Genomic DNA, 26,003 nt, shown 5'->3' with positions numbered 1-26,003 from the left:
GAGGCAAGGCGCAGCCGCATACAGCGAATGGATCACTGCGATGGCGCGCGGTGCTGCCGTTGTTATTGTTGTTATGCTGCCGCAGGCGCTCGGCCCCGGCAGGTGCTGGCAAATAGTAACGAGGTAGGGGGGCAAGGCCATGTCTCAGCCTCGCGAAATGTGAGCAAGTCTATAAATTGGCAATAAAAAAGGCCCCATCAGGGGCCTTTTAAGGAAGTCTGTGAGCGAGTTTACGCAACCTGTACAGGGATGGCGTTGCTCGAGTGGCTCACGGTATTGTCTTCGTTCATATAAATCAGGCGCGGCTTGAAGTTAAGCAGTTCCGCTTCGGTATAGCTCGCGTACGCGCAGATAATAATAGTGTCACCGACGCCGGCCTTGTGGGCGGCTGCACCGTTAATGGAGATGATGCCACTGTTATCTTCACCGCGAATGGCGTAGGTCGTGAAGCGTTCACCATTGGTGACGTTGTAGATTTGAATCTGTTCAAACTCACGAATGCCAGACATGTCCAGCAGTTTGCCATCTATGGCGCACGAGCCCTCGTAGTTTAATACCGCATGGGTCACGCGAGCTTTATGGAGTTTGGCTTTCAGCATAACGGACTGCATAACGCTGTTCCTTTCTCTTCGGTCTCGGCCGGGGCTTAGTTAGCCGCCAGCATGCCCCAGTCGGCACTGGGATTCAGGGTCAGGGTGACGTTGTCGATAAGCCGCGTCGAGCCGAGCTTAGCGGCGGCTAGTATAACAACTTCTTCTGTGTCCGGGCGAACCTGCTCTAGGCTGCGGGCATCACAAATATTTACATAATCGGGTTCAAAGCCGCCGTCCTTGAGCGCCAGTTTGGCGTAGAGTTCAAGGTCGCTGTAGCTGTCGTAGCCGCAGGCGATGGCTTCGCGCATTTCTTGCAGCACCCGGTGCAGCAGGGGCGCGGTATTGCGCTGGCTATCGTCTAGGTAGCCGTTGCGCGAACTCAGTGCCAGGCCGTCTTCAGCTCGGGCAGTTGCCACACCAATAATGTTGATGGGCATGCAGAGATCCTTAACCATCTTGCGGATCACGCTCAACTGCTGAAAGTCTTTTTCACCAAACACCGCAGTGTCTGGCTGAACCATATTGAACAGTTTGTTCACAATAGTCGCCACACCGGTGAAGTGGCCTGGGCGACTGGCTCCGCAGTGCTGTTCCGACACGGCGGGAACGGAAACTTTGGTGTGCTGCTCCATGCCTTCTGGGTAGATTTCTTCCACCTGAGGTTGGAACAGGAACTGGACGCCTTCAGCGAACAGTTTCTCTTTGTCAGCCGCCAGGGTGCGCGGGTAATTGCCGAGATCCTCGCTAGCGGAAAACTGCAGCGGGTTGACAAAAATACTCACGACAACGACATCGGCCTCGCGGGCCGCGCGTCTCACCAGCGATAAGTGGCCTTCGTGCAGATTACCCATAGTGGGAACGAAGGCAACAGTTTTACCTGCGCGGCGAGCGGCGGAAAGTGCTGCCCTGAGCGCTGCGGTTGTGCTGTATGTTTTCATACCACCTAACTTCCCAATCTCGATCTTTACGCGCTTTGCGTAAAGGCAGTTTGCTGTGAAGTCAGTCCGCTGATTCTGCGGGCTGGCGACCTTTCCACCGCGGTGCGTTTACACTGCTTACATTGGTCACAAACTGACCAGTTCTACGGTGGCGGGCAAGTATGCCCCAAGAGCAATGGCCGTTCAATGCCTTGGTAACAAAAAATTCATGGCATTGTTACCGCTCAAAAGTGTTTCGCTGGGTAACAGTTTCAGGGATTTCAGCCGCTTAGTCAAAACCGTGTTCGGCGGCGGGAAAGCTGCCATCAAGTACTGCGCTGCGATAGCGCTGCAGGGCGTGTTCGATGCTGGAGCTGTCCTGGGCAAAGTTGCGGACAAAACGGGCGGTTTTCTCGGTGATGCCAAGCAGGTCATGCAGCACCAGTACTTGCGCGTCGGTGTCAGCGCCGGCGCCAATGCCGATAACGGGGATGGCAAGGGCTTGGCTGATTTGTTTGGCCAGTTGGCGGGGTACGCATTCCAGCACCAGCATTGCGGTGCCGGCAGCTTCTAGTGCTTTTGCATCGTTGATGATGCGCTGGGCCTGGTCATCGTCGCGCCCCTGTACGCGGTATCCACCGAGCACATTCACCGACTGAGGCGTAAGCCCAAGGTGTCCGCAAACCGGAATGCCTGCACGACTTAGCAGGCGGATGTCGTCGCAGAGCCAGTCTCCGCCCTCTAATTTGACCATCTGTGCGCCGGCACGCATCAGTTGCGTTGCATTGTCGAGGCATTGCTGAGTGCTGTGGTAGCTGGCGAACGGCAGGTCGGCGATGATGAGTGGTGCTGAGCAGCCGCGGGCCACGCAGGCGGTATGGTAGGCCATGTCATCGACGGTCACGGGGATGGTGGAGTCGTGGCCTTGCAGGACCATTCCCAAGGAGTCGCCAACAAGAATGACTTCAATCTCGGCTTTCTCCACCAGGCGGGCAAAACTGGCGTCGTAGCAGGTGACAACGGCAAATTTCTCGCCACGCTGTTTTTTCTGCATCAGGCTGGGGATGCTGATTTTGCTCATAGTGGGCCTCGCGGAGACTCAGAAGAAGGTGGGGTTAAAGTAATGGCGGCCGCTGGGAATTTCCAGCAAATAGTCGAGTAGTTGCTGATAATCGCGGTCGTTGTGGGCGAAGTCTATATCTTCTGCGTTCACGATCAAGAGTGGCGAGGCGCTGTAATGAAGAAAATATTCGCTGTACGCCTCGTTTACCTGCTCCAGGTAATGGCTGTCGATATTGCGCTCAAAGCGAACGCCGCGCTGCTGGATGCGATCCTTGAGTACCTTGCTCGGCGCTTGTAGGTAAATCACAAGATCGGCCGGTGGCAGGTCGACGGCAAGTTGTTGGTAAACCTTTTGGTACAGCTCAAGTTCGTTGGCGTCTAAGGTGAGTTGTGCAAATAGCGGATCTTTTTGAAAGAGGAAGTCGGCGACGTAGCCCTGAGCAAAGAGGTCGCTTTGTTGCAGATCGCTGAGCTGCTGGGCGCGCTGAAACAGAAAAAACAGCTGTGTGGCGAGAGCGGCGTGCTGGCGATTGCTGTAAAAGCGCTCCAGAAAGGGGTTCTCGTCCGCCTTCTCTTCGAGGGTTGCGTAGCCTAATGATTCAGCAAGGCGCCGCATCAGTGTGCTTTTACCCACACCAATCGGGCCTTCTATAGCGATATGGCGTGGTGGTACGTCGGACTTGAACAGCGGTCTATTCTGCATATTGCGACAGTTCTTCAGTGCCTATAAGCCAGAGTTCTTCGCTGCCTACCCAATGGTCGGCCGGCGCGTTGAGCTGGCTGTGTTGCCGGGCAAGCTCCTCAGACAGGTCTGCCAGTGGGGCGAGCACAAAGGGGCGCATGGGCATGCGCGGATGCGGGATCTGCAGCGTGCTATTGTCTATGTGTTGTTCGCCGTACAGCAGAATGTCCAGGTCTAGTGTGCGCGCCCCCCAGCGTACATCACGTTTGCGACCATGCTGATGCTCAATGCGTTGCAGGGCGGCGAGCAGGTCTTCAGGGGAGAGCGCGGTGTCTAGCGCGGCGACGGCATTGATGTAGTCGGGCTGTTCGCCAGGGCCGATAGCGCGACTGCCATAGAACCGTGAACTCTCCACTAAGCGGCTGCCCGGCAGCCGCCGCAGTGCGTTCAGGGCGCCGTAAATTTGTGCGAGCGGAGAGGCCTGATTGCTGCCCAGGCCTATATAACAGCGAATCATGATGGCTTGCGCGGACCTCTGCGTCGACGCCTGGGGCGGCGGTTGCGCTCCCGCTCGGCGGCGTCGTTGGTGTGCTTCTGCATATCGCTGCGAGTTGTTGGCTGCGCCTCATAGAATGCTTGCCACCACTGGCTGAGCTGCTCGCTGACCTCGCCGGATTGCTCACGCAATAGCAGGAAATCGTAACCGGCGCGGAAATAGCGATGCTCGACTAATTGCGAGGCGCGTTTGCCAGACTGGCGCTCAAAGCGCAGCTGTAGCTCCCAAATGTCGCGCATAGGCAGCGAGAAGCGCTTGGGAATAGCAATGCGTTGCTGCTGCTTGTGGAGGCAGCGCTCGGCGGCTTGATGAAGGGCCGGAATCGGCGGGACGCCATCCTCCAGCACCTCTTTATGCAGCTTCTTCACGACTGGCCATAACAGTACCGCGTAAAGGAAGGCCGGGGTGACTGGCTTGCCTGCGGCAATGCGCGCGTCGGTATTTGCCAGGCCCTGATGGATGAGTTCTTGCGTTTCCGGGCACTCTTCATCAAGCAAGCGCTGAGTGGCAGGGAATAGTGGGGCGAATAGCCCGTAGCGCTGCATCAGGGCATACGTTTGCAGAGCGCGGCCACCCATGAATAGTTTTAGCACCTCGTCAAACATACGGGCGGCGGCGATATCGCCAAGCAGTGGCGCGAGTTCCCGCAAGGGCGCCTCTGTTGCAGCTTCAATGTCGAAGTCTAGCTTGGCGGCAAAGCGCACAACGCGCAGCATGCGCACAGGGTCTTCTCGATAGCGTGTTTCGGGGTCGCCGATTACGCGTATCAGTCTGCGTTCCAAATCTTCGATGCCGCCGACGAAGTCGTAGATGGCGAAGTCCCGGCTGGAGTAGTACAGCGCGTTAATGCTGAGGTCGCGGCGCATGGCATCTTCATCGATGCTGCCATAGACATTATCCCGCAGCAGCATGCCGGCTTCATTGCGTGCAGAGTGTTTGCCTTTCGGGCTGCTCTGCGAAGTCGGAGCATCGTGGCTGCCACGAAAGGTGGTCACCTCGATAACTTCGCGCCCAAAGCGGACGTGGACTATGCGAAAGCGCCGGCCAATGATGCGACTGTTGCGGAATAAGCCCCTTACTTGCTCGGGGGTGGCGTCGGTGGCGACGTCAAAGTCTTTGGGGTCGCCGCCCAGCAGAATGTCGCGGACGCCGCCGCCTACTAGGTAGGCCTCGTGTCCCGATTGGTTGAGGCGGTGAATAACCTTTAAGGCGCTGTCGCTGATCATGCTGCGCGACACGCCGTGGTCGTCGCGGGGGATAATAGTCGGGCTATGCGAACCTTTGTTGGAACGGCTTAGTTTGCCAGCGAGTTTTTTCCAAAGTCCTGAAACGGTGTTTGCGCTCATTGCTCTCGATGTCAGCCTGGAAGGGCAAAGCGAGTATTCTAGCACAAGCAGAGCTGAAGGCGCTTTTTGGAAGGGGAAAGGTTTCGAGGGGCCAGAAATGAAGAAGGGGAAAACAATGTCTTCCCCACCCAGGTCTTTTTACTACGTCTATTATTTTTATTTTTCCGCGTTCTTATTATTTTTATTGTATTTGTTATTCTTCTTTGTCGCTTATAAATGCACTGCCTGTGCCAACTTTTTATTTTATATGTAAATCAATGAGTTGTGTTTTTTTGGGGTTGGCGGCGACGTGGTTTTTATGGCCGGTTGTTACCTTAGTAAACGGTGTTTGTTACGCGTAGCTGGTTTGGGTAACGGTGTCAGTTGCTGCTGGAGCGCGAGCTCTTCTTGCGCGGAATGCCCAAGCGTTGTCTTCTTTCCCACAGGCACTTTCGGCTAACACCGAGTTTCTGTGCGAGCTCTGTTTCGCTCATACTGTCCTGATGTTCCAGTACAAAGCGTTGGAAGTAATCTTCGAGTGACAGGTCTTCCGCGGGATCCGGGCTTCGTACTCTGCTGGGGCGGCTGTCTTTGCGATCGCTTCCCAGATTATTGCTGCTGCGATTGCGCTCGGGTTTGCGGCCGCGAATTTGGCTGATGTCTACCAGCTCCAGATCGATATCCAATAGCTCGTTGTCGATCTCATCGCCTTCGCAGAGAATCACCGCGCGCTCCACAGCGTTTTCCAGCTCGCGAATATTGCCGGGCCAGACGTAGGTGGTAATTGCTTGGATGGCTTTGGGGCTGAATTTGAGTGGCCCCCGCCCCAGTGCCTCGCAGCGCCGGCTAAGCAGTGTTTCCGCGATTTCCAGGATATCCTTGCCGCGCTCGCGAAGAGGTGGGAGTTCCAGCTTCATCACATTGATGCGGTAATATAAATCCTCGCGGAAGCGGCCATTGTGGGCCATGTCTTTGAGGTCGCGGTGCGTGGCACAAATCAGCCGTACATCGACTTTGTTTGACTCCACGGAACCGATGCGGCGGATTTCGTCTTCCTGAATGAAGCGCAGCAGGCGCGCTTGCGCTTCCAGTGGCAGCTCGCCAATTTCGTCGAGGAAGAGCGTGCCGCCATCCGCGGCTTCGATAAGGCCGATGCGATTGGCGTTCGCCCCGGTAAAGGCACCTTTCTCGTACCCGAAAAGTTCTGACTCAATTAAAGTCTCAGGTATTGCTGCGCAGTTCACGCAAACGATGGGTTTGCTTGCGCGGGTGCTTTGGCTGTGAATGGCTCTGGCCACCAGCTCTTTACCGGTACCGGTTTCACCATGTACCAGTACGGTTGTGTCGGTGGGGGCTACGCGGTTGATGTATTCATATAATTGCTGCATGGGTTTGCAGCTACCGATCATGCCGCTGGTGTCTGCCTGCAGAGCTTTTTGCTGGCCAGGCATCGGCGGCGGGTTGCTGGCGTTATCGGCAATGATGCGCGCGACGGTTTCCAGCATTTCATCGTGGTCAAAGGGTTTGGCAATATAGTCAATAGCCCCCTGTTTCATCGAGTCGACGGCGGACTTCAGGCTGGCGTAGCTGGTCATGATAAGAACCGGGCGCTCGGTTTTGCTAATCAGCTCCGTGCCCGGTGCGCCGGGCAGCCGCAGGTCGCTGATCAGTAGCTGGTAACTATTGAGGTCGAAGCGCTCCAGGGCCTCTTGAACCGAACCGGCCTCGTCTACCCGATAGTCGTTGCGTTCAAGCAGGCGCCGCAGCGCAAGGCGAATGACATCTTCGTCTTCAACGATCAAAATACGAGGCATATTGAGGACTCCATCGCTACATTTGCTTGCCTGAGTTCAGCCGAACAACATAACGCGTCCGGCTCGATATTTCTACTTTTCAGAGGGTGTTGGGGGAGCGCAGTCGCCGCTGAGGTGACAGGCCAGAGGCAGCCGGATATGGAAGCGGGTGCCGCGCTCAGCGCCGTCGTTATAGGGGCTTTCTACGCTGATTTCGCCGCCGAGGTCATCGATGATTCGATAGACCAGAGCAAGGCCTAGTCCGGTGCCTTTGCCAGGTTCTTTTGTGGTAAAGAATGGCTCGAATATCTGCTCGATCAAATCTGCATCGATGCCGCTGCCCTGGTCGCTGATTCGAATATGTGCCCAGGGACGGTGGTCGTCTGCATTGGCATCGATAGTCACCTGGCCGCCGCCGGGGCTGGCATCCCGGGCGTTGGTGAGCAAATTAATAAATACCTGCATTAGCCGTTGCTGGTCGCCGGCGACGTCGAGGTCAGTGGGGCATTGATTCACGAAGCGGACCTGCTCGGCGGCGCGATCGAGCTCGAGTAGCTGAATGGCCTCGGCGATGCAGCTGCGTATCGCAACCGCCTCTTTCGCTCGCGTTGGGTGTTCGCGGCCATTGTGCGCGAAGTTGACCAGGCTTTGCACAATGCTGCTAATGCGCTGGGTCTGCTTGACGATTTGTTCGGCGCTTTCCAGTAGTAGGGGGTCGTCGGTTTCATAGCGCAGGTTCTGGGCCAGGCTGGCGATACCGGTGACCGGGTTGCCGATTTCATGAGCAACGCCAGCGGCCAGTCGGCCGATAGAGGCTAGTCGCTCCTGGTGTCCGAGTTCTTTTTCCAGCAGCTGGGTGTCAGTGATGTCTTCAACGACGATAATCAGCTCGTCGCGCCCGGGCAGCTCGGAATCCGTTTTGTGGAGATTTAGCCAGCGGGGCGCGCCGTCGACAACAATGCCTGCCTTGCTCCAGTGTTGGTCTTTGCTCGCGCTGAAATCTCGCAGCAAGGTTTGCCACTCGGCGGGGAGCCCGCTGAGGCTGGACCCGGTGATATCGCCGCTGGCCACGCCGGTGATGGTCACCATGCTTTTATTCCACAGCAGGATTTCCTGATCGGCGGCCAAGGCGCAGACGCCTGTGGGTAAATCTTCGAGGGTTTGGCGGTGGTACCGCCGCAGGGCGTCGAGGTCGGCGGCCAGCCCCGTGAGGTGGGCCTGATAATGCTCTAAGCGATCTTCGATGTAATTGATGTCTTCGCCCTCGCCCATCAAATTGCTGGCATAAGGCAGGCTGCGGTCGATGACCCTGCGGGCGATCGTCGGGCCGAGTAACGCAGAGAGGTTGACCTCTATGCGGTCGCGAATACGTCGCAGGGCGTAAGGGCGGGTCTCATTGTCGTCGAGTTGGAGTTCCTCCAGAGCCCGATCCAGCTCTTCCTTTGCGACGGCGCTGCCGAGCGACTCGGTAAGGCGGTGGCGCATCTCGTGAGCGCTCTTGAGCGTCAGTGCCTGGCGGCCGGGGCGGTTTAAGTCGTCAATAGCGCAGGCTTCTGCGGCGCTTTGCTCTTCTTTGGAGGTTTCGCTTAATAGTGAGACGAGGATCATTACAAAGGCATTTAGCCCGAGTGAGAGTGTGGCGATCTCCATCCACTGCGGGCCTCGGTTGGGGTCGATGCCTGGCAGGGCAAGGATTAGCGCGGGTGTCTCCAGGCCAAATGCTGGTATCAGCAGGCCGAGTAGCCAGACAGAGAAGCCGGTAAGCAGTCCGGCGATAAAGCCGTTTCTGTTTGCAGAGGGCCAGTACATGACCGCCAGCAAACCGGGTAGAAACTGCGCGCAACCGGCGATGGAAATGACGGCCAGTGAGCTGAGCACTTGCCGCTCAGGGATAAGGACGTATAGCAAGTAGCCCAGCATGATAGTGGTGAATATCAGCAGCTGTCGCGACCAGAGCAATTGGCGATAAATATCGCCTGGGCGGCGCTGGGGGCTGTGTAGCGGCAGGACAATGTGGTTGAGGTTCATGGAGGCGGTTGCCAGGGTGGCGACAATAATTGCGCCGCTGGCCGCGGAGATCCCGCCAATGAATACAAGCAATGTAAGTAAAGGGCTATCAAGCGCGCTCAGCACGTGCAGCGCGGCATAGTCGCCGCTACTTTCCCCGCCGCCAATTGCCGTGCTTGCCCACAAAAGTGGCAGTACGGGCAGGCTGATAAGCAATAAATAAAGGGGGAGGCCCCAGCCTGCGCCGTAGAGTTTTTTGCCACTGGGGTTTTCCGCGAAGAGCATGTGGAAGACATGTGGCATGCACAGCGATGCCGAGAAGAACAGCACCAGCATCATGCGGGCATTTTCTCGCTGGCTGGCATCTCGTAATTTTTCAATTAATTCAGGCTGAGTTTGCAACCAATTCTGCATGTCGCTGAAGCCGCCGAATATGCCAAATATCGCTGCAGCGCCCAGGCAAAGAAAAGCGACAAGTTTAACCAGCGACTCGAATGCCAGTGCGACGACTAACCCCTGGTGGCTATCGCGCGAGGATAAATTGCGAGAACCAAAGAGGATGGTAAACAGGCTAATGATCAGGCAGAACATAAATGCAGACAGGTGCCTGAACGTGCTGCTGTCAGTCTCCGATGCTGAGGGCGTAAGTAGTAGCGTGGCATCGGAGACTGTTTGAATTTGCATCGCCAGCAGCGGCCACATGGCGATGCTGCAGAAAACAGTTGTTAAAGAGCCTACCCACTGGCTGCGATAGCGGAAGCTCAACAAGTCGGCCAGCGAATGCAGCTGGTAGTTTTTGCAGATGTGATACAGCGGGGTAATAACGATCGGTAACAAAAACAGTGCAGCTGAAATGCCAAGGTAATAATTCAGGTAACCCAGGCCATAGGCCTTGGCCATACCCGTTACGCCGTAAAAAGCGAAAGCGCTGGCGTAGACGCCGAGCGACAAAACATAGACCGCAGGGTGATCAATTAACTTGCTCGGCAGCCAGCGATGCTCACTGGCATAAGCGATGGCAAACAAAGTGAGCAGATAGGCGAGCGCGCAGAGCAGCAGAACATTGGGTTCAAACATCGCGCTTGCGCCGATAGTTGGCCAGGAAAACAAAAATAATAACGGCCAGCCACAGTAAATGCAGTCGGTACCAGGCCTGCCCGCCGCTGTATATCCAGTGGTTCAGCGTGGGGGTGAACACCACCATGAAACAGAGCAGCAATAGTAGTGGGGCTTGTAAGCGCATGAGTGAGCCGTGTGCAGAGGTAATGGTGCGAATTATTACTGCCGCATCGGCAAACTGCAAAGCCTGTGTTAGCGCACGACGATATCGCTGTGGGGAATCGCACTGGCAGACCAATGCTGAGCCGCCCACGTTAGCACTGCATCAAGGCTCCCTAGTGGTGGCGGCGATGGCTGCCCCAGGTAGCGCAACGCAGTGCGAATATTGTCCTCAGCGCAGCTGTTGTCTAGCGCCGGGGCGTGGCTGCGTTTGCTGAGTTTGTCCCCTTTGTCGTCGGTGAGCAGGGGGAGGTGGAGGTACCTTGGGTGCGCGTAGTTCAGGCGCTCTTGCAGCAACCATTGCCAAGCCGTGGAGCTGAGCAGGTCGCTGCCGCGAACGACATCGGTAATGCCGCTGTAGGCATCGTCCACGACGACGGCAAGTTGGTAGGCGAACAGACCATCGCGGCGCTTGAGCACTACATCGCCGCCGTCCTCGACGCGATGTTGCTGTGGGCCTAGCAGTCGGTCCTCAATGGTATAGGTTTGGTGGTTTGTGCGCAGCCTGACGGCCGCGTCGTTGCGGTCCAGGGGGGCAATGCAGCTACCGAGATGAATGCCGTTACGGCTTGCCAGCTGGGCGCGCGAGCAACTGCAAAGGAAGGCGTGTTCGGCTGTCAGGAGTTGGTTCAGTGCATCTTGGTAGGCTCTCAGGCGATCGCTTTGCCAGAGTACTTCGCCATCCCAGAGCAGTCGATGGGCTTTTAACGACTCGATAATGGCGTGGTCGGCGCCGGCTTGTTCGCGAGGAGGGTCTAGGTTCTCTATACGTAGCAGCCAGTGGCCGTTGTGAGCGCGGGCATCTAAATAGCTTGCCAGCGCACTACACAGTGAGCCGAAATGCAGGGGGCCGGTGGGCGAAGGTGCAAAGCGGCCGACATAGCCAGCGTGGGAGTGGGCCATACACAGAGACTTATGGGGCGGCGGTGGCCGCCCTGTCGTTTAACCGCGCTCCTGGCGCTCTTTAATTTCGTCCAGGGTTTTGCAATCAATGCACAGTGTCGCCGTTGGGCGTGCCTCTAGACGTTTAATGCCGATTTCAATACCGCAGGTATCACAGAAACCGTAGTCGTCTTCATCAATAAGGTCGAGCGTGGCGTCGATCTTTTTGATCAGCTTGCGCTCGCGATCACGGGTGCGAAGTTCCAGGCTGAACTCTTCTTCTTGGGTGGCGCGGTCGGCGGGGTCGGGGAAGTTCGCCGCCTCGTCTTTCATGTGAGTTACCGTGCGATCAACTTCCTCCATCAGTTCGGCCTTCCAGCTGAACAGGATTTTACGGAAATGATCTTTTTGCGCCTCGTTCATGTATTCCTCGCCCTTTTTGGGGACGTAGGGAACAAATGACTTAAGGCTTTCTTGTGCTGTGTCCTTTGCAGGCATGCTTGGCCCTCTTTATTAACAAGCCGTTAACCGCAGACCGCGGATGTGCGCGCGACGCTGTGCCGCCAAACCGGCAAAACTACCAGATAAGTGTAGTTGGTGCTACAGAAAAACGCGCAGAAAGCAATGTAGCGCTGCCGGTGGGTGAGGGGCGCTGTTACACTAGGGGGCTGAAAAACGGACTGGAGGTCGTTGTGGTAATGCGTTTCGCGGATCGTCTCGCTGATATTGAACCGTTTCGTGTTGTAGAGGTTCTCACTCGCGCCAAGGCCCTGCAGCAGGCCGGTGAGGATATTGTTCACATGGCGGCCGGTGAGCCTGACTTCACAACGGCAGAGCCCATTGTTGTCGCTGCGCAGCAGGCGTTGGCGCGTGGCGAGACTCAATACAGTCCCGCTGCGGGAATTCCTCAGCTGCGCCAGGCACTGTCTGACTATTACCGCAGTGACTACGGATTGGATATCGATCCGCAGCGCATCATGATCACGCCGGGCGCGAGCGGAGCGCTGATGTTGCTGGCGGGCCTGCTGGTCAATCCTGGTGAGGGAATGTTGATGACCGATCCAGGCTACCCCTGTAATCGTCACTTCCTGCGCTTGGTCGAGGGTGAGGGTCAATTGGTGCCGGTTGGTCCCGAGCAGCGTTATCAGCTCGATGCGCAACTTGCCGAGCAGCACTGGCGCCCCAATACCTGCGGGGTGATGGTGGCCTCGCCCGCCAACCCGAGTGGCGAGATACTGAGCGCCAGCCAATTGCGCGATCTGCACACGCTCTGCAAACAGCGCAACGGCCACCTCGTTGTTGATGAAATTTATCATGGCCTGAGTTTTGGCGAGGCGGCACCGAGTGTCCTGTCGATTACCGACGAGGCCTTTGTGATCAACAGTTTCTCAAAATACTTTGGTATGACCGGCTGGCGGCTGGGCTGGCTGGTGGCGCCGGAGTGGGCAGTGCCTCATTTAGAGAAGCTCGCGCAGAATTTATTTATTTCCATGTCGACGATGGGGCAGTACGGCGCTTTGGCAGCGTTTGCCCCTGAAAGCAGAGTGATTCTGGATGCGCGTCGAGACGAGTTTGCCCGTCGCCGCGACTTCTTGTACCCAGCGCTGCGCGACCTCGGTTTTTCGATTCCACATTGTCCCGCTGGGGCGTTCTACCTTTACGCGGGCATTGACCGGTTTGCCGAGGACAGCCAGCAATTTTGCCTGGAATTACTCGAGGAGCACGGCATTGCAATAACACCGGGGGCAGACTTCGGCCGTTACGGTGCAGAGAAGCATGTTAGGTTTGCCTATACCACCAGTATGGCGCAACTGGAAAAAGCGGTAGATCGCTTGCAACGCCTTTATGGCTAAGTTCTGGGAAACGCGAGGCTGAAAACGGTGAAAGGCAGCAAATTAACCCTGAAACATCTCATGTCGGCACTCAGCGCATCGCGCCCGCGCCGCCGCTGGTGGCGTCGTTGGGTTAAGCGCTCGGCGGTGGCGCTTGTGCTTCGCGAGCATGCTGATGAGTTAGAGGTTTTGATGATAAAGCGGGCCGAAAGGGAGGGCGACCCCTGGTCCGGTCACATGGGTTTTCCCGGTGGGCGCATGGATCCAGATGACATAACGGGCATTCGCACTGCAGAGCGCGAAACCTTGGAAGAACTGGGTGTCGATTTGGAAAAGGCCGGTCATTGCATTGGCCGATTGTCGGATTTGGTCAGCAGGCCTCACTCCGGGCGCCGGCCAATGGTGGTTTCGCCCTACGTTTACCGCTTGCATACGCCGGTGGGTATTACCCCCAATCACGAAGTGGCCGAAGCAGTATGGGTGCCGCTGGCATTTTTAATGGACCACAGTAACCGCGAGCGAATGGAGTGGCGCAGGGGAAAGCTGGCGTTGAATTTACCCTGCTACTTTTATGGTGGTCGGCGGATATGGGGAATGTCCCTGGCGATGCTGGACGAGTTACTCGGTCTCGCTCCGCTCCCGCTCAAGCTGCCATAGGAATATTTTTGTATCGTTAAGCAGTTGGCGAGAGGCTGGCTGCGGACGAACGGCTTCGTTTAGCGTGGCGTCGCTGACTTCGCCATTTAGCCACTGGTAAAACAAGGGCATGATGACTGGCGTTTTTTTGGGGTCGAGGTACTGCCAACGGGTTGCCGTTAATATGTTGCCACTGACGCGTCCGCCTTTGACCGGGAGCCAATACACGCCGCAGTTGGACAAAAAGTAATCACCTCGACGGCCAAAACTGATGTTGGGCTTGAAGGGGTTAAAGCCATCTTCGGGCGGGGTGTCGATGCGCTGCGCCGCAATTACCCACTCGCTGCCCTCGCTGAACTGGTCGATTTCCGGGCGGCAGAGTTCACCAGTGTCTGCCCACAAGCGAATGTTCTCACGGTACTCTTTTCCGGATAGGGTCTCTAATAACCTGAGGTCGGCGCTATTGCCTTTGGTGGCCTCAACACGCACATGCGCTAGCAGGTCGGCGTTGTCGTATACGGCTTTGAAGGGGCCCTGCCACAGGCAGTCGCAGGCGAGGACTGATGGGCTTAGCAATGAGAGTAGCAGTGGGCCGAATAATCTGAGCATGTTGTCGTACTCGGGTTATCGCAGGGCTATGTGATCATCAGACAAATAAAAACGCGCAGCGGTTCCCCGGACTGCGCGTTTGTGAAGCCTCTATTTACCGCGGGGCTTAGATGTCGATGTTAACGCCAAAGTAAATGCCATCGACAGTCACACTGGCTTCTTCGTCGTCATCTTCCAGCGAGACGTCAAAGTTGCGGTAGCCGACTTCCAGAGACACGATAGCGACTTCGTAGCCCAGTCCTACTGCCATGTCGGTCACGCTGTTGTCGCCAAAGCTAATCACATTGCCCACTGCCTGTGCATACAAACCGGTTAAGGGCAGGTTGAAACGTGCGTTACCGTAGAGCATCGGTACCGGCGCATCCAGCTCGATCGAACCTTCGCGGCCGGTGGTGGCCAGGCGAACCTCACCGTCGAACATGCGAACCGTCAGGCCGACATCCAGGTTTACCCAGTTGTCCAACACTTCGTAGTAGAACGTGGCATCGGTATGCGTGAGGTCGGTCGTTGAATCGACGGTATCAGCCGCGGTGTAGACGTCTCCTTCGAACGTGAAAGTACGAGACAGGTTGTTGCGCTCAGAAATATCCAGGTCGGTGCGCTGCAGGCGGATATTAGGGAGTACCGGAATGGGGTGTTCCAGGGCGACGTAAATACTGGTGCCCGTCTCGTCGTCGTAGCCCAGGTCGTCGTTCATGTCGATGGCGTCTGGGCCTGATTGAACGTCACCTTCCCAGCTTTGCTTCCACTGATAGGCACCTGCTGTGGCACCGAGAATGTCGGCCTGTGTGCCGGCCGCGAATGTCGCTAGCATTGCTGCGGTCATCAATTTTTTGTTGATCATGCTCTTCCCCTGTTGTGGTCGTTATTTCTTGTTGTGCGTAACTATTGTTTTAGAACCATAAGTCCTCCCTGTTACAGGGTAAAGACTAGCGGTTCAGTAATATTGCCGCTTCTTTGGCAAAGTAGCTCAAAACACCGTCGGCGCCAGCGCGCTTGAATGACAGTAGTGATTCCAAAATGACTGCTTCGCGATTCAGCCAGCCATTGTCGAATGCTGCGCAGTGCATGGCGTATTCCCCGCTCACTTGGTAGGCGTAGGTGGGGACACGCAGCTCATCTTTCACTCGGCGAACAATGTCCAGGTAGGGCATGCCGGGCTTCACCATGATCATGTCGGCACCCTCGGCAAGGTCGAGTGCGCATTCATGAAGTGCTTCGTTGCTGTTGGCGGGGTCCATTTGATAGCTGTACTTGTTGCCGCTACCCAGGTTGCCCGCTGAGCCGACGGCGTCGCGGAACGGGCCGTAGTAACTCGATGCATATTTGGCGGCGTAGCTGAGTATGCAGGTATTGATGTGTCCTGCGGCTTCGAGGCTCTGGCGGATGGCGCCGATACGGCCGTCCATCATGTCAGAGGGGGCCACGACGTCGGCGCCAGCATCCGCTTGTGCGAGAGCCTGCTTACACAGTACTTCGGTGGTGATGTCGTTGAGTACATAGCCGTGCTTATCAATGATGCCGTCTTGGCCGTGCGTGGTGTAAGGGTCGAGGGCGACATCGGTAATCACGCCCAGTTCGGGCGCGGCATCTTTGACGGCTTTGATCGCTCGCTGCGCCAAACCGTCGGGGTTGTAAGCTTCTTCGGCGTGAAGAGATTTGCCGCCTTCGCCGACAACAGGGAACAGGGCAATCGCCGGTATGCCTAGCTCGACCAGGGCTTTCGCTTCTTTGGCAAGCAGGTCGATGCTCAACCGCTCGACTCCGGGCATGGACGCCACGGCCTCGCGCCGATTCTCACCCTCGTGGACGAACATCGGGTATATCAGGTCGTCCGGCGTGAGTGAGCTTTCGCGCGCCAAGCGGCGACTGAAATCAGCTGCGCGTAAGCGACGCATCCGCGTGGCAGGAAAAGCACCGCGTTGCAGGGAGGTCGTCATGATTTGCATCCTTGTAATGTGGGATCAGCGAAGGTTGGCGAACACGCGCTCAGCAACATCCAGCGTTTCCTGAATATCGGCCTCAGTGTGGGCCGCCGACATAAAGCCTGCTTCATAGGACGCTGGGGCGAGGTATACTCCGCCCTCCAGCATGCCGTGGAAGAAGCGGTTAAAGCGGTCGGTGTCACAGGCCATGACCTGCTGGTAGTTGCTGATGCGTTTCTCTTCGGTGAAGAACACACCGAACATGGTGCCAACATGGTTGCTGCTCAGGGGAATGCCAGCCGCTTCAGCGCGTGCATGTAAGCCATTAATAAGCATGTCAGTGCGAGCGAAGGGTATGTTGTAGAAGTCCGGCTGAGAAATGGCGTCAATCATCGCCAGACCGGCGGCCATGGCCGCGGGGTTGCCGGACAGGGTTCCCGCTTGATAGACGGGGCCGCTGGGTGCCAGCTGTTCCATAATGTCGCGTCGACCCCCGAAGGCAGCCACCGGCATGCCGCCGCCGATCACTTTGCCCAGGCAGGTGATGTCTGCTGTTACGCCGTAATAGCCTTGAGCGCCTTGCAGACCAAGGCGGAAGCCGGTCATTACTTCATCGATAATCAGCAGGCTTTGGTGAGCGTCGCAACACTCGCGCAGGCACTCTAAGAAGCCGGGCAGCGGGGGAACGCAGTTCATGTTGCCCGCGACGGGCTCAACGATCACACAGGCAACTTGGTCGCCAAACTCAGCAAACGCCTTTTGTACGCCCTCAATATCGTTGTAACTGAGGGTGACGGTATGCTCGGCGAGTGCGGCCGGTACCCCTGGTGAGCTGGGTACGCCAAAGGTCAGTGCTCCAGAGCCAGCTTTGATTAGCAGGGAGTCGGAATGACCGTGGTAGCAGCCTTCGAATTTGATAATTTTATCTCGCCCCGTGGCACCTCGCGCCAGGCGTATCGCGCTCATCGTTGCCTCGGTGCCAGAGTTCACCATGCGCACCATGTCCATGCCGGGAACGATGTCGCAAAGACGATCTGCCAGTCGTGTTTCTATTTCGGTGGGCGCGCCGAAGCTGAGGCCCTTTTGAATTTGTTCCGTTACCGCAGTAATCACTGAGGGGTGGGCGTGACCGAGCAGCATAGGCCCCCACGAGAGAACGTAGTCGATATAGCGTTTGCCATCGACATCAAAGACATAGGCCCCTTCTGCGCGCTCAATAAAGCGCGGGGTGCCGCCAACGGCTTTGAAGGCTCTGACGGGGCTGTTTACACCGCCGGGGATGTGTTGGCGGGCTTGCTGGAATAGCTGCTCTGAACGACTCATGGTGGATGCGAGAACCTCAATATTGGGCAGATAAGCGCCGGGTATTATCCCGACTTGGGGCGATTTTTCCTAGGGAAGCGCGACATCTTGTCGTCGGCTTCACTGGGTATACGGGTTTTAAAAGGGTTTGAGTACAACAAGAAATACAATAGCGAACAGCGCAATAACGGGCGCTTCGTTGAACCAGCGGTAAAACACGTGGCCACGTTGGTTCTCGTTATTCGCAAAGCGTTTTACGAGTTTGCCGCAGTATAGGTGGTAAACGATTAAGAAGGCGACAAAGGCCAGCTTAAGCCACAGCCAGCCAGCGTGCAGGTAGTAATTGGGGTTGTACGCCATCATGGCGATGCCAAAGATGACGGTCAATATCGCAAACGGGCTAACGAAGCGGTAGAGCTTTTGCTCCATGGTCGAGAGATGACGCTGGGTGGCGGCGTCTTCAGCCATGGCGTGATAAACAAACAGGCGGGGGAGGTAAAATATGCCGGCAAACCAGCAAACAACGGCAATAATATGCAGGGCTTTAAACCAGAGCATGGGGTGGGGCTCGCTTATGTTACTCAGCAGTTGGGCGGTAGGTGGCTTTAGCATACAATAGTTGCGCGCTTATTGGGCAGTCTGGCTCGGCTGCTATCTCACTTCTCGCAATTACCCGCAGGCTTTATTGGCATGGAATACAGCATCATTGCTCGCGCTCGTCGTCGCTTGCGTTTGTGGTGGATATTGAACCGTCGTCACACTCGGCGTCAGCTCGGTACGCTGGAAGATTGGAAAATGCGTGCAGTGTTTTGGCTTGGCGCCTTAACTGTGGGGTTGGTGATACAGGGGTTCGCCTGGCTCTCTGAGGAGAGTTTTTCTCTTTTTGAGCACGCGCACTCGCAGTATCCGTATGCGTTTCTGGTGATAACGCCACTCGGCCTGATGGCGATTGTGTGGTTGATGAACCGTTTGGCCAAGGCGTCGCGAGGCAGTGGGATACCGCAGGTGCTGTTGGTGCACAAACAGAGTTATCACTGGCTTCGAGGCCCCTTCCTATCGCTGCCGGTCGCGATATTAAAAGTACTGCTAACCTGTGCCGCGTTGCTGTTGGGGGCAACAGTGGGGCGTGAGGGTCCCAGCGTACATGTTGGCGCCGCGCTAATGTATCAATTTGGCCATTGGGCAAAGTTGAAGCAAAAACAAATTGAAAGCAGCCTGATTGTGGCCGGGGGTGCCGCTGGAGTGTCTGCTGCGTTCAATGCACCGTTGGCCGGTATCGTTTTTGCCATCGAAGAACTGCAGCAGTCGATGGAGGCGCGCACAACGGGGACGTTGATTATGGCAATCATCCTCTCGGGTGTTGTCGTGCTCATGTTTGCTGGTCACTACAGTTACTTCGGCGTGCCAGATGTCACCGCGATGCCGTTTGAAGACTATCCCTTCATTATTGCTGCCAGTGTCGTCTGCGGATTACTCGGTGGTCTGTTCAGTTTCTTTTTGGTCGAAGGAAGTCGTGCGGTGGCGCCTTTGGTGCGAGCGCGACCAATGCGAGTGGCAATGGTGATTGGCGTGGTGTTGGCGCTGATGGGGTTGGTATCCGGCGGCGCGACCATGGGTAGTGGCTACGTGGAGGCAAAAGCGCTGCTGGCTCAGCAAGCGGAGGGCAGTTGGTGGACGGCGTTTGGCCGGATTCTGGCGACGATGCTTACCTATTTCAGTGGTATTCCCGGCGGGATCTTTTCGCCCAGCTTGGCGGCGGGGGCGGAGTTGGGTGCATCGATGACGAGCCTCTTCCCCAATGTGCAGGCGACAGCATTGATACTCGTCGGCATGGCGAGCTATTTCGCTGGCGTGGTGCAGCGGCCAATCACCGCCTTCGTGATTGTTTTAGAGTTAACAGGGAATAATCACGATATACTACCGGCCTTAATGGTGAGTGCATTAGCGGCAACGGTCGTTTCAAAGCTGGTAATGCCGCAGCCGGTATACCACGTGCTCGCACAGGATTTAGTTCGCAGTTGGGAGCATTTGCTCAAAAGCAAGCAAGATGATGAGGTCGCTAGCAATACTTCATCGACGACAGATAAGTGAATAGGAGATAGGCCCGTGTTAAAGGTTGGGATTGTTGGTGGAACGGGGTATACCGGTGCGGAGCTGCTGCGCCTTATTGCCGCCCACCCCAATGCTGAAGTGGCAATGATTACCTCAAGGGCCGAAGACGGCGTGCCGGTTGATCAGCTCTTTCCAAGTTTGCGCGGTGTTTGTGATCTCGCCTTCTCAGTGCCTGATGTGGCAGCACTGTCTTCCTGTGACGTTGTGTTCTTCGCGACCCCCCACAACGTCGCAATGCAGCTGGTGCCCGAGCTGCTTGCTGGCGGCACGCGGGTGATTGATTTGTCGGCCGACTTCCGTATCCGCGATGCCGCGTTGTGGTCACAATGGTACAACGAAGAGCACGCCTGCCCCGAGTTGCTCGCCGAGGCGGTGTACGGATTGCCAGAGCGCAACAGCGACGCGATAAAAGGCGCACGCTTGATCGCCTGCCCGGGGTGTTACCCAACGGCGGTGGAGTTAGGGTTTTTGCCACTACTTGAGCAGCAACTAATTGACGATCAGCGGCTTATTGCTAGTGCGGCGTCTGGGGTGAGTGGCGCTGGCCGGCAGGCGAAGGTGGATACCTTGTTTGCCGAGTTAGATGGTAGCTTTAAAGCCTATGGCGTGGCGGGCCACCGCCATTTACCTGAGATTGAGCAGGAGTTGTCGTCGGCATCTGGTAAGCCCGTGCAGTTGACCTTCACACCGCATTTGTTACCACAAGTGCGCGGTATCCACGCCACTTTGTACTCAGAGCTGTTGGACCCCGCCGTGGGTTTGGACGAGCTGCAATTTATGTACGAAAAGCGCTATGCCGATGCGCCCTTTGTCGACGTAATGCCGCTGGGAAGTCTGCCGCAAACAAGGACAGTGCGCGGTGTAAATACCTGCCGCATTGCGCTGCATCGCCCGCAAAACCGCAACACCCTGGTGGTGCTGTCAGTGATCGACAACCTCGTAAAAGGTGCTTCGGGCCAGGCCATCCAAAATATGAACCTGATGTTCGGCTTGGATGAGTCTGCGGGCCTGGATGGTGTCGCGCTGTTGCCCTAGTGTCTGGCATTCTTGACTGTTTTACTCGGATAAGAGGATAATTGTGTCCTGCCCTTTGGGTAAAAGCAGTGAGGTAAGGTATGTCAGTAGTAGAAGAGTATACGCCGTCAGTATTGCAGTTAACGGAGCGTGCTGTGGCGAAGGTTAAACACCTGATGGAAGAAGAGGCGAATGATGACCTCAAGCTTCGGGTGTTTGTCACCGGTGGTGGATGCTCTGGTTTCCAATACGGTTTTACCTTCGACGAATTGGCAGAGGAAGACGATACGCTGGTTGAGAAAGAGGGCGTCGTTGTATTGGTCGATCCGCTTAGCTATCAGTATATTGAAGGTGCTGAGCTCGACTATACCGAAGGCTTGGAGGGCTCGCGTTTTGTTGTTAGCAACCCAAATGCCAGTACCACCTGTGGTTGTGGTTCGTCCTTTTCTATTTAACACTCGTCTGAGTAAATCTGCGCTGACGCGCATTTAAGATACTGGCGCCAGCCAGTATTTTTTTATGCAATCGCTAAATTCCCTTATTTTTAGTAAGGCTTAATCTAGATCAAGAGTCGCCCTCAGAAAATTCGTTCTAATGGAACCCAGAACGAAGATAACTCCTCATGAGGATGACGATATGAAGCAGATGAAAGCATGGGTTCCCCTTCTTCTTGGTAGCTTGGTAGCGCCAATTGCCGCACACAGTTTCGAAGCTGGTGATTGGGTGGTGCGTGGTGGTGTTACCACGACTGACCCGCGGGAAAGCAGCGATAATATCGTTGCGAATGGAAGCCCGATGGCCGCGAAAGTGGGCCTGGACAGCGACACGCAGCTGGGTATTACCGCCGAGTATATGCTGGATGCGAACTGGGGGGTCGAGTTGTTAGCGGCAACACCGTTCGAACATACGGCGACAGGTCGCGGTGCGTTAGCCGGTGTTGATATCGCTACCTTCAAACATTTGCCACCCACCTTGAGCATGGTTTATCACTTTGCATCGGTGAACGGCTTTCAACCCTACGCTGGTGTGGGTTTGAACTATACAGTGCTGTTTGACGAGGACCTGACGTCTGAATTCGAAAGCGCGGTCGACAAGGGCAGTATCGACCTTGAAGACTCATTCGGTATCGCCTTGCAAGTGGGTGCTGACTACCATGTGAACGAGCGTTGGTTAGTGAATGCGTCGGCGCGTTGGCTCGACCTGGAAACTGAGGCAGAAATTCGCACTGACGGTGGTAGTAAGTTCACCGCTGATATTGATGTGGATCCGATGGTTTACACCATTAGCGTGGGTTACAAGTTTTAAACGCTAACTTAGCTGGGGTAGATAGCCCCTAGTATGCGGGCGCCTTTGGCGCCCGTTACGCTTGGCACATTGCCGGGCTTGCCGTTGAGCGCGGCATAGGCCAGCCACGCAAATGCGGCAGACTCTACTGCGTTGGCCGGAATGCCGAGAGCATCTGTCTTTTCAACGACCATTTCTGATAGTTTTTCTTCAAGCCGCTGCCGCAATGCGCTGTTATATGCTCCTCCGCCACAAAGAAATAGCGATACCTTGCCCTCCAAGTTTTCAGCTTTAATTGCATCGCTCAATGTTACCGCTGTTGCTTCAAGCAGCGTTGCCTGAACGTCGTTGTCGGGTATTGGTGGGAGTGTATTTAACAGTGCCGTCAGGGTGGCAAGGTTGTAGTGCTCTCGGCCGGTGCTTTTGGGGCCGGTTTGCCGATAATAGGGGTTGTCGAGCAGCTTCTCGAGTAAGCCGGTGTTTACGGTTCCGCTGCGGGCCCAGTCGCCATCGCGGTCGTACTCGCTATTCCTGCGATGTTGAATCCAGCTGTCCATAAGGACATTGCCAGGGCCGGTATCATAGCCGTTAACGCTGCCGTTCTTGTGCAATACAGTGATGTTGGCCATACCACCGATATTTGCGATCACCCGATTGCTGCCCGCGCGGGAGAAGACGGCCGCATGGAAGGCGGGGACGAGCGGTGCACCCTGGCCGCCAGCGGCGATATCGCGGCGACGGAAGTCGGCAATGGTGGTTATGCCGGTCTCTTCGGCAAGTGTGTTTGGGTCGCCAATCTGCAGTGTATATGCCTGCTCAACAGGCCTTTGCGGGCTTGTGGGGCGGTGGCGTATTGTTTGGCCGTGAGAGCCGATGGCGGCGATCTGTTGAGCGTTTAAGCTTTGGGAGCGCAGAAACTGATTCACCGCTTGCGCAAGGGCGAGGGCAAGCTCGCGATCGGCCTGGCCCATTCGCTCAATTTCGTTGTCGCCAGCACTGCACAGTGCGAGCAGAGCGTTGCGAAGCGCACTGGGCAGTGGCACCTCGGCGGCGGCAAGTAGTTTGCACTGGTTCGCGGTGTCAATCAGGGCAATGTCTATTGCATCGAGGCTGGTGCCACACATCAGCCCAATATATAGCGAGCTGCTCACCCTTCGGAGCCGGGGCTGTTGTAGTTGCGCTGTGCGGCATAGGTGCGCAGCTGTAACTGCAGACCGCTGATCTGTTGTAAAAAGTCCGGCATGTCGTTACGCCCGACGCGAGTAGGCGGCGGCAATTTGTCGACGATCGTGGCGGGGTTGCGGTGCACGCCATTCATCAGGAATTCGTAGTGCAAGTGTGGCCCCGTGGCATAGCCTGTTGAGCCTACCCAGCCAATAGTCTCCCGCTGCCGAACTCGTTCTCCGCGAGATACGGCGCGTTTGTGCAGGTGGAGGTATTTGGTCACGTACGCTTCGCCATGTTTGATAAAAACGTAGTTGCCGTTTGCTCTTGAGTAGCCGGCCTCCAGCACTCTGCCATCGCCTGCCGCATATACCGGTGTGCCGCGGGGGGCTGCGTAGTCAACGCCTCGGTGCGGGCGCACCGTTTTAAAGACGGGGTGAAGGCGTTTGGGGTCAAAGCGGGAGCTGATGCGGGTAAAATCGAGTGGGGCTCGCAAAAACGCCTTGCGCATGCTCTCGCCGCTTTCCGAGAAGTAGTCGATCTCACCCTGTTTGTTCACATAGCGGTACGCTTGGAAGGAGTCGCCGCGGTTAAAGTACTGGGCCGCGAGGATTTGGCCGCTGCCAAGGTGTTCTCCATTGAGGTAGAGTTCCTCATAGATGACGATGAAATAATCGTTCTTCCGCACATCGTAGACGAAGTCCAGAACCCCGCCAAAAATATTGGCAAGCTCCATGATGATGCTCTGGCTGACCCCGGCTTCTTGCGCTGCTTTATATAGAGAGCTGGTAATGGTCGCACTCGCGACGCGTTGTCGAACCTCTGGGGTTTCGCTGACTTCTGTCGTAGAAAAGCCGGTTACGCCGCGCTCATATATCAGGCTGTTGAGCTTATCAACTTGCAGGCTCATCGCGTCCAGCTTGCCTTGGTCGCTAATCTGAAAGCCGAGTTTCTGGCCGGGGCGAATGCGATTCAATGCCTTGGTTTTCTTAGCGGTGCTTATCAGCTCGTGTAGGTCTTGCGGGCTCAGCTTGGCGCGATTGAAAATGCTTGAGAGCGAGTCGCCTGGCCGAACCTCGATCTCCAGCCACTCGCGCTGCGGTTCTATGGGTGAGAGGGGCTCCGGTTCCTGTTCGCTCGGACTGATCGGCGTGAGTTCCAGGTTAAGAGGAATCGCTGTGCGTTTGGCCTCGGCATTTTCTCCGGGCAGCATCAGCAGGGAGATCCCCAAGGCGATCAGCGTTGACGCGGCAATAGCTAAATGCCGCCGTGGGAAGCGAGGGCCTTCCCGGAAGGCTGCGTGTCGTTTTTTTTGGCGGTCAAGCATCGTGGTTCCGGGTAAATGTCATTTGGCGTTTTTTTGACCATTATAACAAAGACTTGTGGTGCTATAAGGCGTATTTACCGAATGTTAACGTAATTTCTAGCTTTTGTGGCGCCTGCGGTCTGGGGGCCGCGTTCCATTTTTACAGGGCTTGTTGTATCGTGCTCGGCCCTAGGCAGTCCCTGCCTTTCGCGTCGACGCAGTACCCTGCGTTTGGTATGACAGAAATAGTGAATTAAGGTTCTTTAAACATGACAAGGCTCGATACTCGGTTACTGGCCGATTTGGAGGCGCGTGGGCTCATCGCGCAAATGACCGGCGAAAACGGTCTTTCGGAGTACCTCTCTGAAGCTCCTCGGACCTTGTATTGTGGCTTTGATCCCACTGCAGACAGTTTGCATATTGGCCATTTAGTGCCGCTATTGGCGCTAAAGCGTTTTCAGGATGCCGGTCATAAACCCATAGCGTTGGTGGGTGGTGCGACCGGTTTGATTGGTGACCCCAGCTTTAAAGCACAGGAAAGGCAGTTGAACACGCCTGATGTGGTGGCGGGGTGGGTTGAGCGTTTGCGCTCCCAAATATCGCGCTTCGTGAGTTTTGACTGCGGTGATAATTCCGCGGAGATGGCGAATAATCTGGACTGGTTTGGGCCCATGACAGCGCTTGAGTTCTTGCGTGATGTCGGCAAGCACTTCTCGGTGAATAGCATGATTGCCAAGGAGTCTGTGAAGCAGCGAATCGATCGTGAGGGCTCTGGGATTTCATTTACCGAGTTTAGCTACTCGCTGCTTCAGGCTCTGGATTTTGCAGAGTTGCATAAGCGGCATGGGTGCAGCTTGCAGTTGGGTGGTTCAGATCAGTGGGGGAATATCACAGCGGGTATCGACCTGACTCGCCGAATGCATGGCGGTGCTGTGCACGGTTTGACAATGCCGCTCGTCACCAAAGCTGATGGTACGAAGTTCGGTAAAACGGAGTCCGGCACGATTTGGCTGGATCCGGAAAAGACATCGCCTTACGCCTTCTATCAATTCTGGTTGGGTACCGCCGATGCCGATGTATACAAATTCCTGCGCTACTTCACGTTCCTGAGTGTTGATCAGATCGCTGAAATAGAAGCCCAAGACGCGCAGGCGGGAGGTCGCCCTCAAGCGCAGCGCGTATTGGCAGAGCAGATGACGGCGCTGATTCACGGCGATGACGGGGTCGCGGCGGCGCAGCGTATTACGGAGGCGTTGTTCTCCGGCGAACTGGCAGATCTTTCGGTGGCCGATCTGGAGCAATTACGGTTGGATGGCTTGCCCTCGGCTGAGTTGTCGCGAGGTGACTTACTGGAGCGACCGCTCACGCAGCTGCTTGCCGATGTTGGAATGGCGGCGGGCAAGCAGGTAAAGGATGCGCTGGGGCGAAATGCAGTGTGGGTGAACACTGTCGCTGCGGGTATGGATGACAATATGAAGGCTGCAGAGGTCTTTGCGGCGGAAAAGGCGCTGGGCGATGGCTACTATGTAGTGCGTCTAGGGAAGAAGAAGTACCAGCTGCTGGTGATTCGCTGATCAACTTGCTGTTGTTTTGACCGTTAATTGCTGCTGTTTTGATCGATTGTCATTTTTTTGTAATTAGTTTGTTGCGGTGTGTTGACTCTGGGGTTTGGGTCTCTATAATGCGCCACCTCGCTTACGGAGACGGGCCTTTCGGGAAGTTTG

At 56.1% G+C, this 26,003-nt stretch carries 25 protein-coding genes; 7 read left to right on the top strand and 18 right to left on the bottom strand.

The genetic code is table 11. From position 1 onward, the window contains the following. Positions 1–230: 230 nt before the first annotated feature. The 11 genes from panD to dksA all read right to left on the bottom strand — a co-directional run bounded on the left by panD (position 231) and on the right by dksA (position 11,593). Positions 231–611, bottom strand: coding sequence for an aspartate 1-decarboxylase (panD, locus tag AC2Q8J_RS08450; RefSeq protein ID WP_027873044.1), 381 nt, complete (start codon positions 609–611; stop codon positions 231–233). Positions 612–646: 35 nt separating this feature from the next. Continuing rightward, positions 647–1,531 (bottom strand): pantoate--beta-alanine ligase, encoded by an 885-nt coding sequence (gene panC, locus AC2Q8J_RS08445; RefSeq protein ID WP_027873043.1) that lies wholly within the window; start codon positions 1,529–1,531, stop codon positions 647–649. Between the two features lie 268 nt (positions 1,532–1,799). Beyond that, on the bottom strand, positions 1,800–2,591 hold the full coding sequence (gene panB / locus AC2Q8J_RS08440) for a 3-methyl-2-oxobutanoate hydroxymethyltransferase (protein WP_486451057.1): 792 nt from the start codon (positions 2,589–2,591) through the stop codon (positions 1,800–1,802). An 18-nt stretch (positions 2,592–2,609) separates the two neighbouring features. After that, the gene (locus tag AC2Q8J_RS08435) at positions 2,610–3,275 is read right to left on the bottom strand and encodes a deoxynucleoside kinase (RefSeq protein WP_424145202.1); all 666 of its coding nucleotides are present in this window, start codon (positions 3,273–3,275) and stop codon (positions 2,610–2,612) included. After that, on the bottom strand, positions 3,265–3,771 hold the full coding sequence (gene folK / locus AC2Q8J_RS08430; protein ID WP_424145203.1) for a 2-amino-4-hydroxy-6-hydroxymethyldihydropteridine diphosphokinase: 507 nt from the start codon (positions 3,769–3,771) through the stop codon (positions 3,265–3,267). The genes AC2Q8J_RS08435 and folK overlap by 11 nt, the downstream gene beginning before the upstream one ends. After that, a complete protein-coding gene (gene pcnB / locus AC2Q8J_RS08425) occupies positions 3,768–5,156 on the bottom strand; it encodes a polynucleotide adenylyltransferase PcnB (RefSeq protein WP_204997388.1) in 1,389 nt (462 codons plus the stop codon). The genes folK and pcnB overlap by 4 nt, the downstream gene beginning before the upstream one ends. A 359-nt stretch (positions 5,157–5,515) precedes the next feature. After that, a complete protein-coding gene (locus AC2Q8J_RS08420; RefSeq protein WP_486451056.1) occupies positions 5,516–6,949 on the bottom strand; it encodes a sigma-54-dependent transcriptional regulator in 1,434 nt (477 codons plus the stop codon). A gap of 72 nt (positions 6,950–7,021) precedes the next feature. Further along, a complete protein-coding gene (locus AC2Q8J_RS08415) occupies positions 7,022–10,012 on the bottom strand; it encodes a sodium:solute symporter family transporter (RefSeq protein ID WP_486451055.1) in 2,991 nt (996 codons plus the stop codon). Beyond that, positions 10,005–10,178: a hypothetical protein gene (locus tag AC2Q8J_RS08410; protein ID WP_486451054.1), complete on the bottom strand. Its 174-nt coding sequence runs from the start codon at positions 10,176–10,178 to the stop codon at positions 10,005–10,007. The genes AC2Q8J_RS08415 and AC2Q8J_RS08410 overlap by 8 nt, the downstream gene beginning before the upstream one ends. A 68-nt stretch (positions 10,179–10,246) precedes the next feature. Next, positions 10,247–11,116 carry a tRNA glutamyl-Q(34) synthetase GluQRS gene (gluQRS, locus tag AC2Q8J_RS08405; protein ID WP_486451053.1) on the bottom strand — a complete coding sequence of 290 codons (870 nt, stop codon included), beginning with the start codon at positions 11,114–11,116 and terminating at the stop codon, positions 10,247–10,249. Between the two features lie 39 nt (positions 11,117–11,155). After that, entirely contained in the window at positions 11,156–11,593 is a 438-nt protein-coding gene (gene dksA / locus AC2Q8J_RS08400; RefSeq protein WP_027873037.1) for an RNA polymerase-binding protein DksA, read from the bottom strand. A gap of 200 nt (positions 11,594–11,793) precedes the next feature. On the opposite strand from dksA, the gene AC2Q8J_RS08395 reads away from it, so the two are divergent. Both AC2Q8J_RS08395 and AC2Q8J_RS08390 read left to right on the top strand, forming a co-directional pair. After that, the gene (locus AC2Q8J_RS08395; protein WP_424142917.1) at positions 11,794–12,948 is read left to right on the top strand and encodes a pyridoxal phosphate-dependent aminotransferase; all 1,155 of its coding nucleotides are present in this window, start codon (positions 11,794–11,796) and stop codon (positions 12,946–12,948) included. A gap of 60 nt (positions 12,949–13,008) precedes the next feature. Continuing rightward, entirely contained in the window at positions 13,009–13,584 is a 576-nt protein-coding gene (locus AC2Q8J_RS08390) for an NUDIX hydrolase (protein WP_204997405.1), read from the top strand. Here the strand turns inward: AC2Q8J_RS08390 and AC2Q8J_RS08385 are convergent. The 5 genes from AC2Q8J_RS08385 to hemJ form a co-directional block, all read right to left on the bottom strand. Then, positions 13,546–14,172 carry a hypothetical protein gene (locus AC2Q8J_RS08385; protein WP_424142914.1) on the bottom strand — a complete coding sequence of 209 codons (627 nt, stop codon included), beginning with the start codon at positions 14,170–14,172 and terminating at the stop codon, positions 13,546–13,548. The two genes, AC2Q8J_RS08390 and AC2Q8J_RS08385, sit on opposite strands and share 39 nt — an antisense overlap. Before the next feature lie 106 nt (positions 14,173–14,278). Then, positions 14,279–15,016 (bottom strand): TIGR04219 family outer membrane beta-barrel protein, encoded by a 738-nt coding sequence (locus AC2Q8J_RS08380; protein WP_204997394.1) that lies wholly within the window; start codon positions 15,014–15,016, stop codon positions 14,279–14,281. Positions 15,017–15,101: 85 nt separating this feature from the next. Further along, a complete protein-coding gene (gene hemB / locus AC2Q8J_RS08375; RefSeq protein ID WP_486451052.1) occupies positions 15,102–16,112 on the bottom strand; it encodes a porphobilinogen synthase in 1,011 nt (336 codons plus the stop codon). 24 nt (positions 16,113–16,136) lie between these two features. After that, positions 16,137–17,420: a glutamate-1-semialdehyde 2,1-aminomutase gene (gene hemL / locus AC2Q8J_RS08370; RefSeq protein ID WP_486451051.1), complete on the bottom strand. Its 1,284-nt coding sequence runs from the start codon at positions 17,418–17,420 to the stop codon at positions 16,137–16,139. 117 nt (positions 17,421–17,537) lie between these two features. After that, positions 17,538–17,957 carry a protoporphyrinogen oxidase HemJ gene (hemJ, locus tag AC2Q8J_RS08365; protein WP_204997406.1) on the bottom strand — a complete coding sequence of 140 codons (420 nt, stop codon included), beginning with the start codon at positions 17,955–17,957 and terminating at the stop codon, positions 17,538–17,540. A gap of 132 nt (positions 17,958–18,089) precedes the next feature. On the opposite strand from hemJ, the gene AC2Q8J_RS08360 reads away from it, so the two are divergent. The 4 genes from AC2Q8J_RS08360 to AC2Q8J_RS08345 all read left to right on the top strand — a co-directional run bounded on the left by AC2Q8J_RS08360 (position 18,090) and on the right by AC2Q8J_RS08345 (position 21,830). Further along, positions 18,090–19,490: a chloride channel protein gene (locus tag AC2Q8J_RS08360; RefSeq protein ID WP_286696213.1), complete on the top strand. Its 1,401-nt coding sequence runs from the start codon at positions 18,090–18,092 to the stop codon at positions 19,488–19,490. Between the two features lie 15 nt (positions 19,491–19,505). Beyond that, a complete protein-coding gene (gene argC / locus AC2Q8J_RS08355; RefSeq protein WP_286696212.1) occupies positions 19,506–20,546 on the top strand; it encodes an N-acetyl-gamma-glutamyl-phosphate reductase in 1,041 nt (346 codons plus the stop codon). Positions 20,547–20,626: 80 nt separating this feature from the next. Then, entirely contained in the window at positions 20,627–20,980 is a 354-nt protein-coding gene (gene erpA, locus AC2Q8J_RS08350; protein WP_027873028.1) for an iron-sulfur cluster insertion protein ErpA, read from the top strand. A 181-nt stretch (positions 20,981–21,161) separates the two neighbouring features. Continuing rightward, on the top strand, positions 21,162–21,830 hold the full coding sequence (locus AC2Q8J_RS08345; RefSeq protein WP_286696211.1) for an OmpW/AlkL family protein: 669 nt from the start codon (positions 21,162–21,164) through the stop codon (positions 21,828–21,830). A gap of 8 nt (positions 21,831–21,838) precedes the next feature. On the opposite strand, the gene AC2Q8J_RS08340 is transcribed toward AC2Q8J_RS08345, so the two are convergent. Next, positions 21,839–22,960 (bottom strand): anhydro-N-acetylmuramic acid kinase, encoded by a 1,122-nt coding sequence (locus AC2Q8J_RS08340; RefSeq protein WP_486451050.1) that lies wholly within the window; start codon positions 22,958–22,960, stop codon positions 21,839–21,841. Continuing rightward, positions 22,957–24,300 carry an OapA family protein gene (locus tag AC2Q8J_RS08335; RefSeq protein WP_204997400.1) on the bottom strand — a complete coding sequence of 448 codons (1,344 nt, stop codon included), beginning with the start codon at positions 24,298–24,300 and terminating at the stop codon, positions 22,957–22,959. The genes AC2Q8J_RS08340 and AC2Q8J_RS08335 overlap by 4 nt, the downstream gene beginning before the upstream one ends. A gap of 248 nt (positions 24,301–24,548) precedes the next feature. Between AC2Q8J_RS08335 and tyrS the strand changes: the two genes are divergently transcribed. Then, positions 24,549–25,853, top strand: a complete 1,305-nt coding sequence (gene tyrS / locus AC2Q8J_RS08330) for a tyrosine--tRNA ligase (protein ID WP_486451049.1) — start codon at positions 24,549–24,551, stop codon at positions 25,851–25,853. Positions 25,854–26,003: the final 150 nt, after the last annotated feature.

It is taken from the genome of Spongiibacter sp. C9W (assembly GCF_057370015.1).
The sequence above is the reverse complement of the archived record's forward strand: the minus strand, read 5'-3'. Positions and strand labels throughout refer to the sequence as shown.

Excerpts from the sequence above, each read along its gene's own strand:
- tyrS (WP_486451049.1), top strand. The coding sequence starts at position 24,549 with ATGACAAGGCTCGATACTCGGTTACTGGCCGATTTGGAGGCGCGTGGG.
- dksA (WP_027873037.1), bottom strand. The coding sequence starts at position 11,593 with ATGCCTGCAAAGGACACAGCACAAGAAAGCCTTAAGTCATTTGTTCCC.
- AC2Q8J_RS08410 (WP_486451054.1), bottom strand. The coding sequence starts at position 10,178 with ATGCGCTTACAAGCCCCACTACTATTGCTGCTCTGTTTCATGGTGGTG.
- panC (WP_027873043.1), bottom strand. The coding sequence starts at position 1,531 with ATGAAAACATACAGCACAACCGCAGCGCTCAGGGCAGCACTTTCCGCC.
- AC2Q8J_RS08435 (WP_424145202.1), bottom strand. The coding sequence starts at position 3,275 with ATGCAGAATAGACCGCTGTTCAAGTCCGACGTACCACCACGCCATATC.
- AC2Q8J_RS08380 (WP_204997394.1), bottom strand. The coding sequence starts at position 15,016 with ATGATCAACAAAAAATTGATGACCGCAGCAATGCTAGCGACATTCGCG.
- AC2Q8J_RS08345 (WP_286696211.1), top strand. The coding sequence starts at position 21,162 with ATGAAGCAGATGAAAGCATGGGTTCCCCTTCTTCTTGGTAGCTTGGTA.
- AC2Q8J_RS08395 (WP_424142917.1), top strand. The coding sequence starts at position 11,794 with ATGCGTTTCGCGGATCGTCTCGCTGATATTGAACCGTTTCGTGTTGTA.
- AC2Q8J_RS08385 (WP_424142914.1), bottom strand. The coding sequence starts at position 14,172 with ATGCTCAGATTATTCGGCCCACTGCTACTCTCATTGCTAAGCCCATCA.
- panB (WP_486451057.1), bottom strand. The coding sequence starts at position 2,591 with ATGAGCAAAATCAGCATCCCCAGCCTGATGCAGAAAAAACAGCGTGGC.
- AC2Q8J_RS08415 (WP_486451055.1), bottom strand. The coding sequence starts at position 10,012 with ATGTTTGAACCCAATGTTCTGCTGCTCTGCGCGCTCGCCTATCTGCTC.
- folK (WP_424145203.1), bottom strand. The coding sequence starts at position 3,771 with ATGATTCGCTGTTATATAGGCCTGGGCAGCAATCAGGCCTCTCCGCTC.
- AC2Q8J_RS08360 (WP_286696213.1), top strand. The coding sequence starts at position 18,090 with ATGGAATACAGCATCATTGCTCGCGCTCGTCGTCGCTTGCGTTTGTGG.
- AC2Q8J_RS08390 (WP_204997405.1), top strand. The coding sequence starts at position 13,009 with ATGTCGGCACTCAGCGCATCGCGCCCGCGCCGCCGCTGGTGGCGTCGT.
- AC2Q8J_RS08335 (WP_204997400.1), bottom strand. The coding sequence starts at position 24,300 with ATGCTTGACCGCCAAAAAAAACGACACGCAGCCTTCCGGGAAGGCCCT.
- AC2Q8J_RS08420 (WP_486451056.1), bottom strand. The coding sequence starts at position 6,949 with ATGCCTCGTATTTTGATCGTTGAAGACGAAGATGTCATTCGCCTTGCG.
- hemJ (WP_204997406.1), bottom strand. The coding sequence starts at position 17,957 with ATGCTCTGGTTTAAAGCCCTGCATATTATTGCCGTTGTTTGCTGGTTT.
- pcnB (WP_204997388.1), bottom strand. The coding sequence starts at position 5,156 with ATGAGCGCAAACACCGTTTCAGGACTTTGGAAAAAACTCGCTGGCAAA.
- hemL (WP_486451051.1), bottom strand. The coding sequence starts at position 17,420 with ATGAGTCGTTCAGAGCAGCTATTCCAGCAAGCCCGCCAACACATCCCC.
- erpA (WP_027873028.1), top strand. The coding sequence starts at position 20,627 with ATGTCAGTAGTAGAAGAGTATACGCCGTCAGTATTGCAGTTAACGGAG.
- gluQRS (WP_486451053.1), bottom strand. The coding sequence starts at position 11,116 with ATGGCCCACTCCCACGCTGGCTATGTCGGCCGCTTTGCACCTTCGCCC.
- panD (WP_027873044.1), bottom strand. The coding sequence starts at position 611 with ATGCAGTCCGTTATGCTGAAAGCCAAACTCCATAAAGCTCGCGTGACC.
- hemB (WP_486451052.1), bottom strand. The coding sequence starts at position 16,112 with ATGACGACCTCCCTGCAACGCGGTGCTTTTCCTGCCACGCGGATGCGT.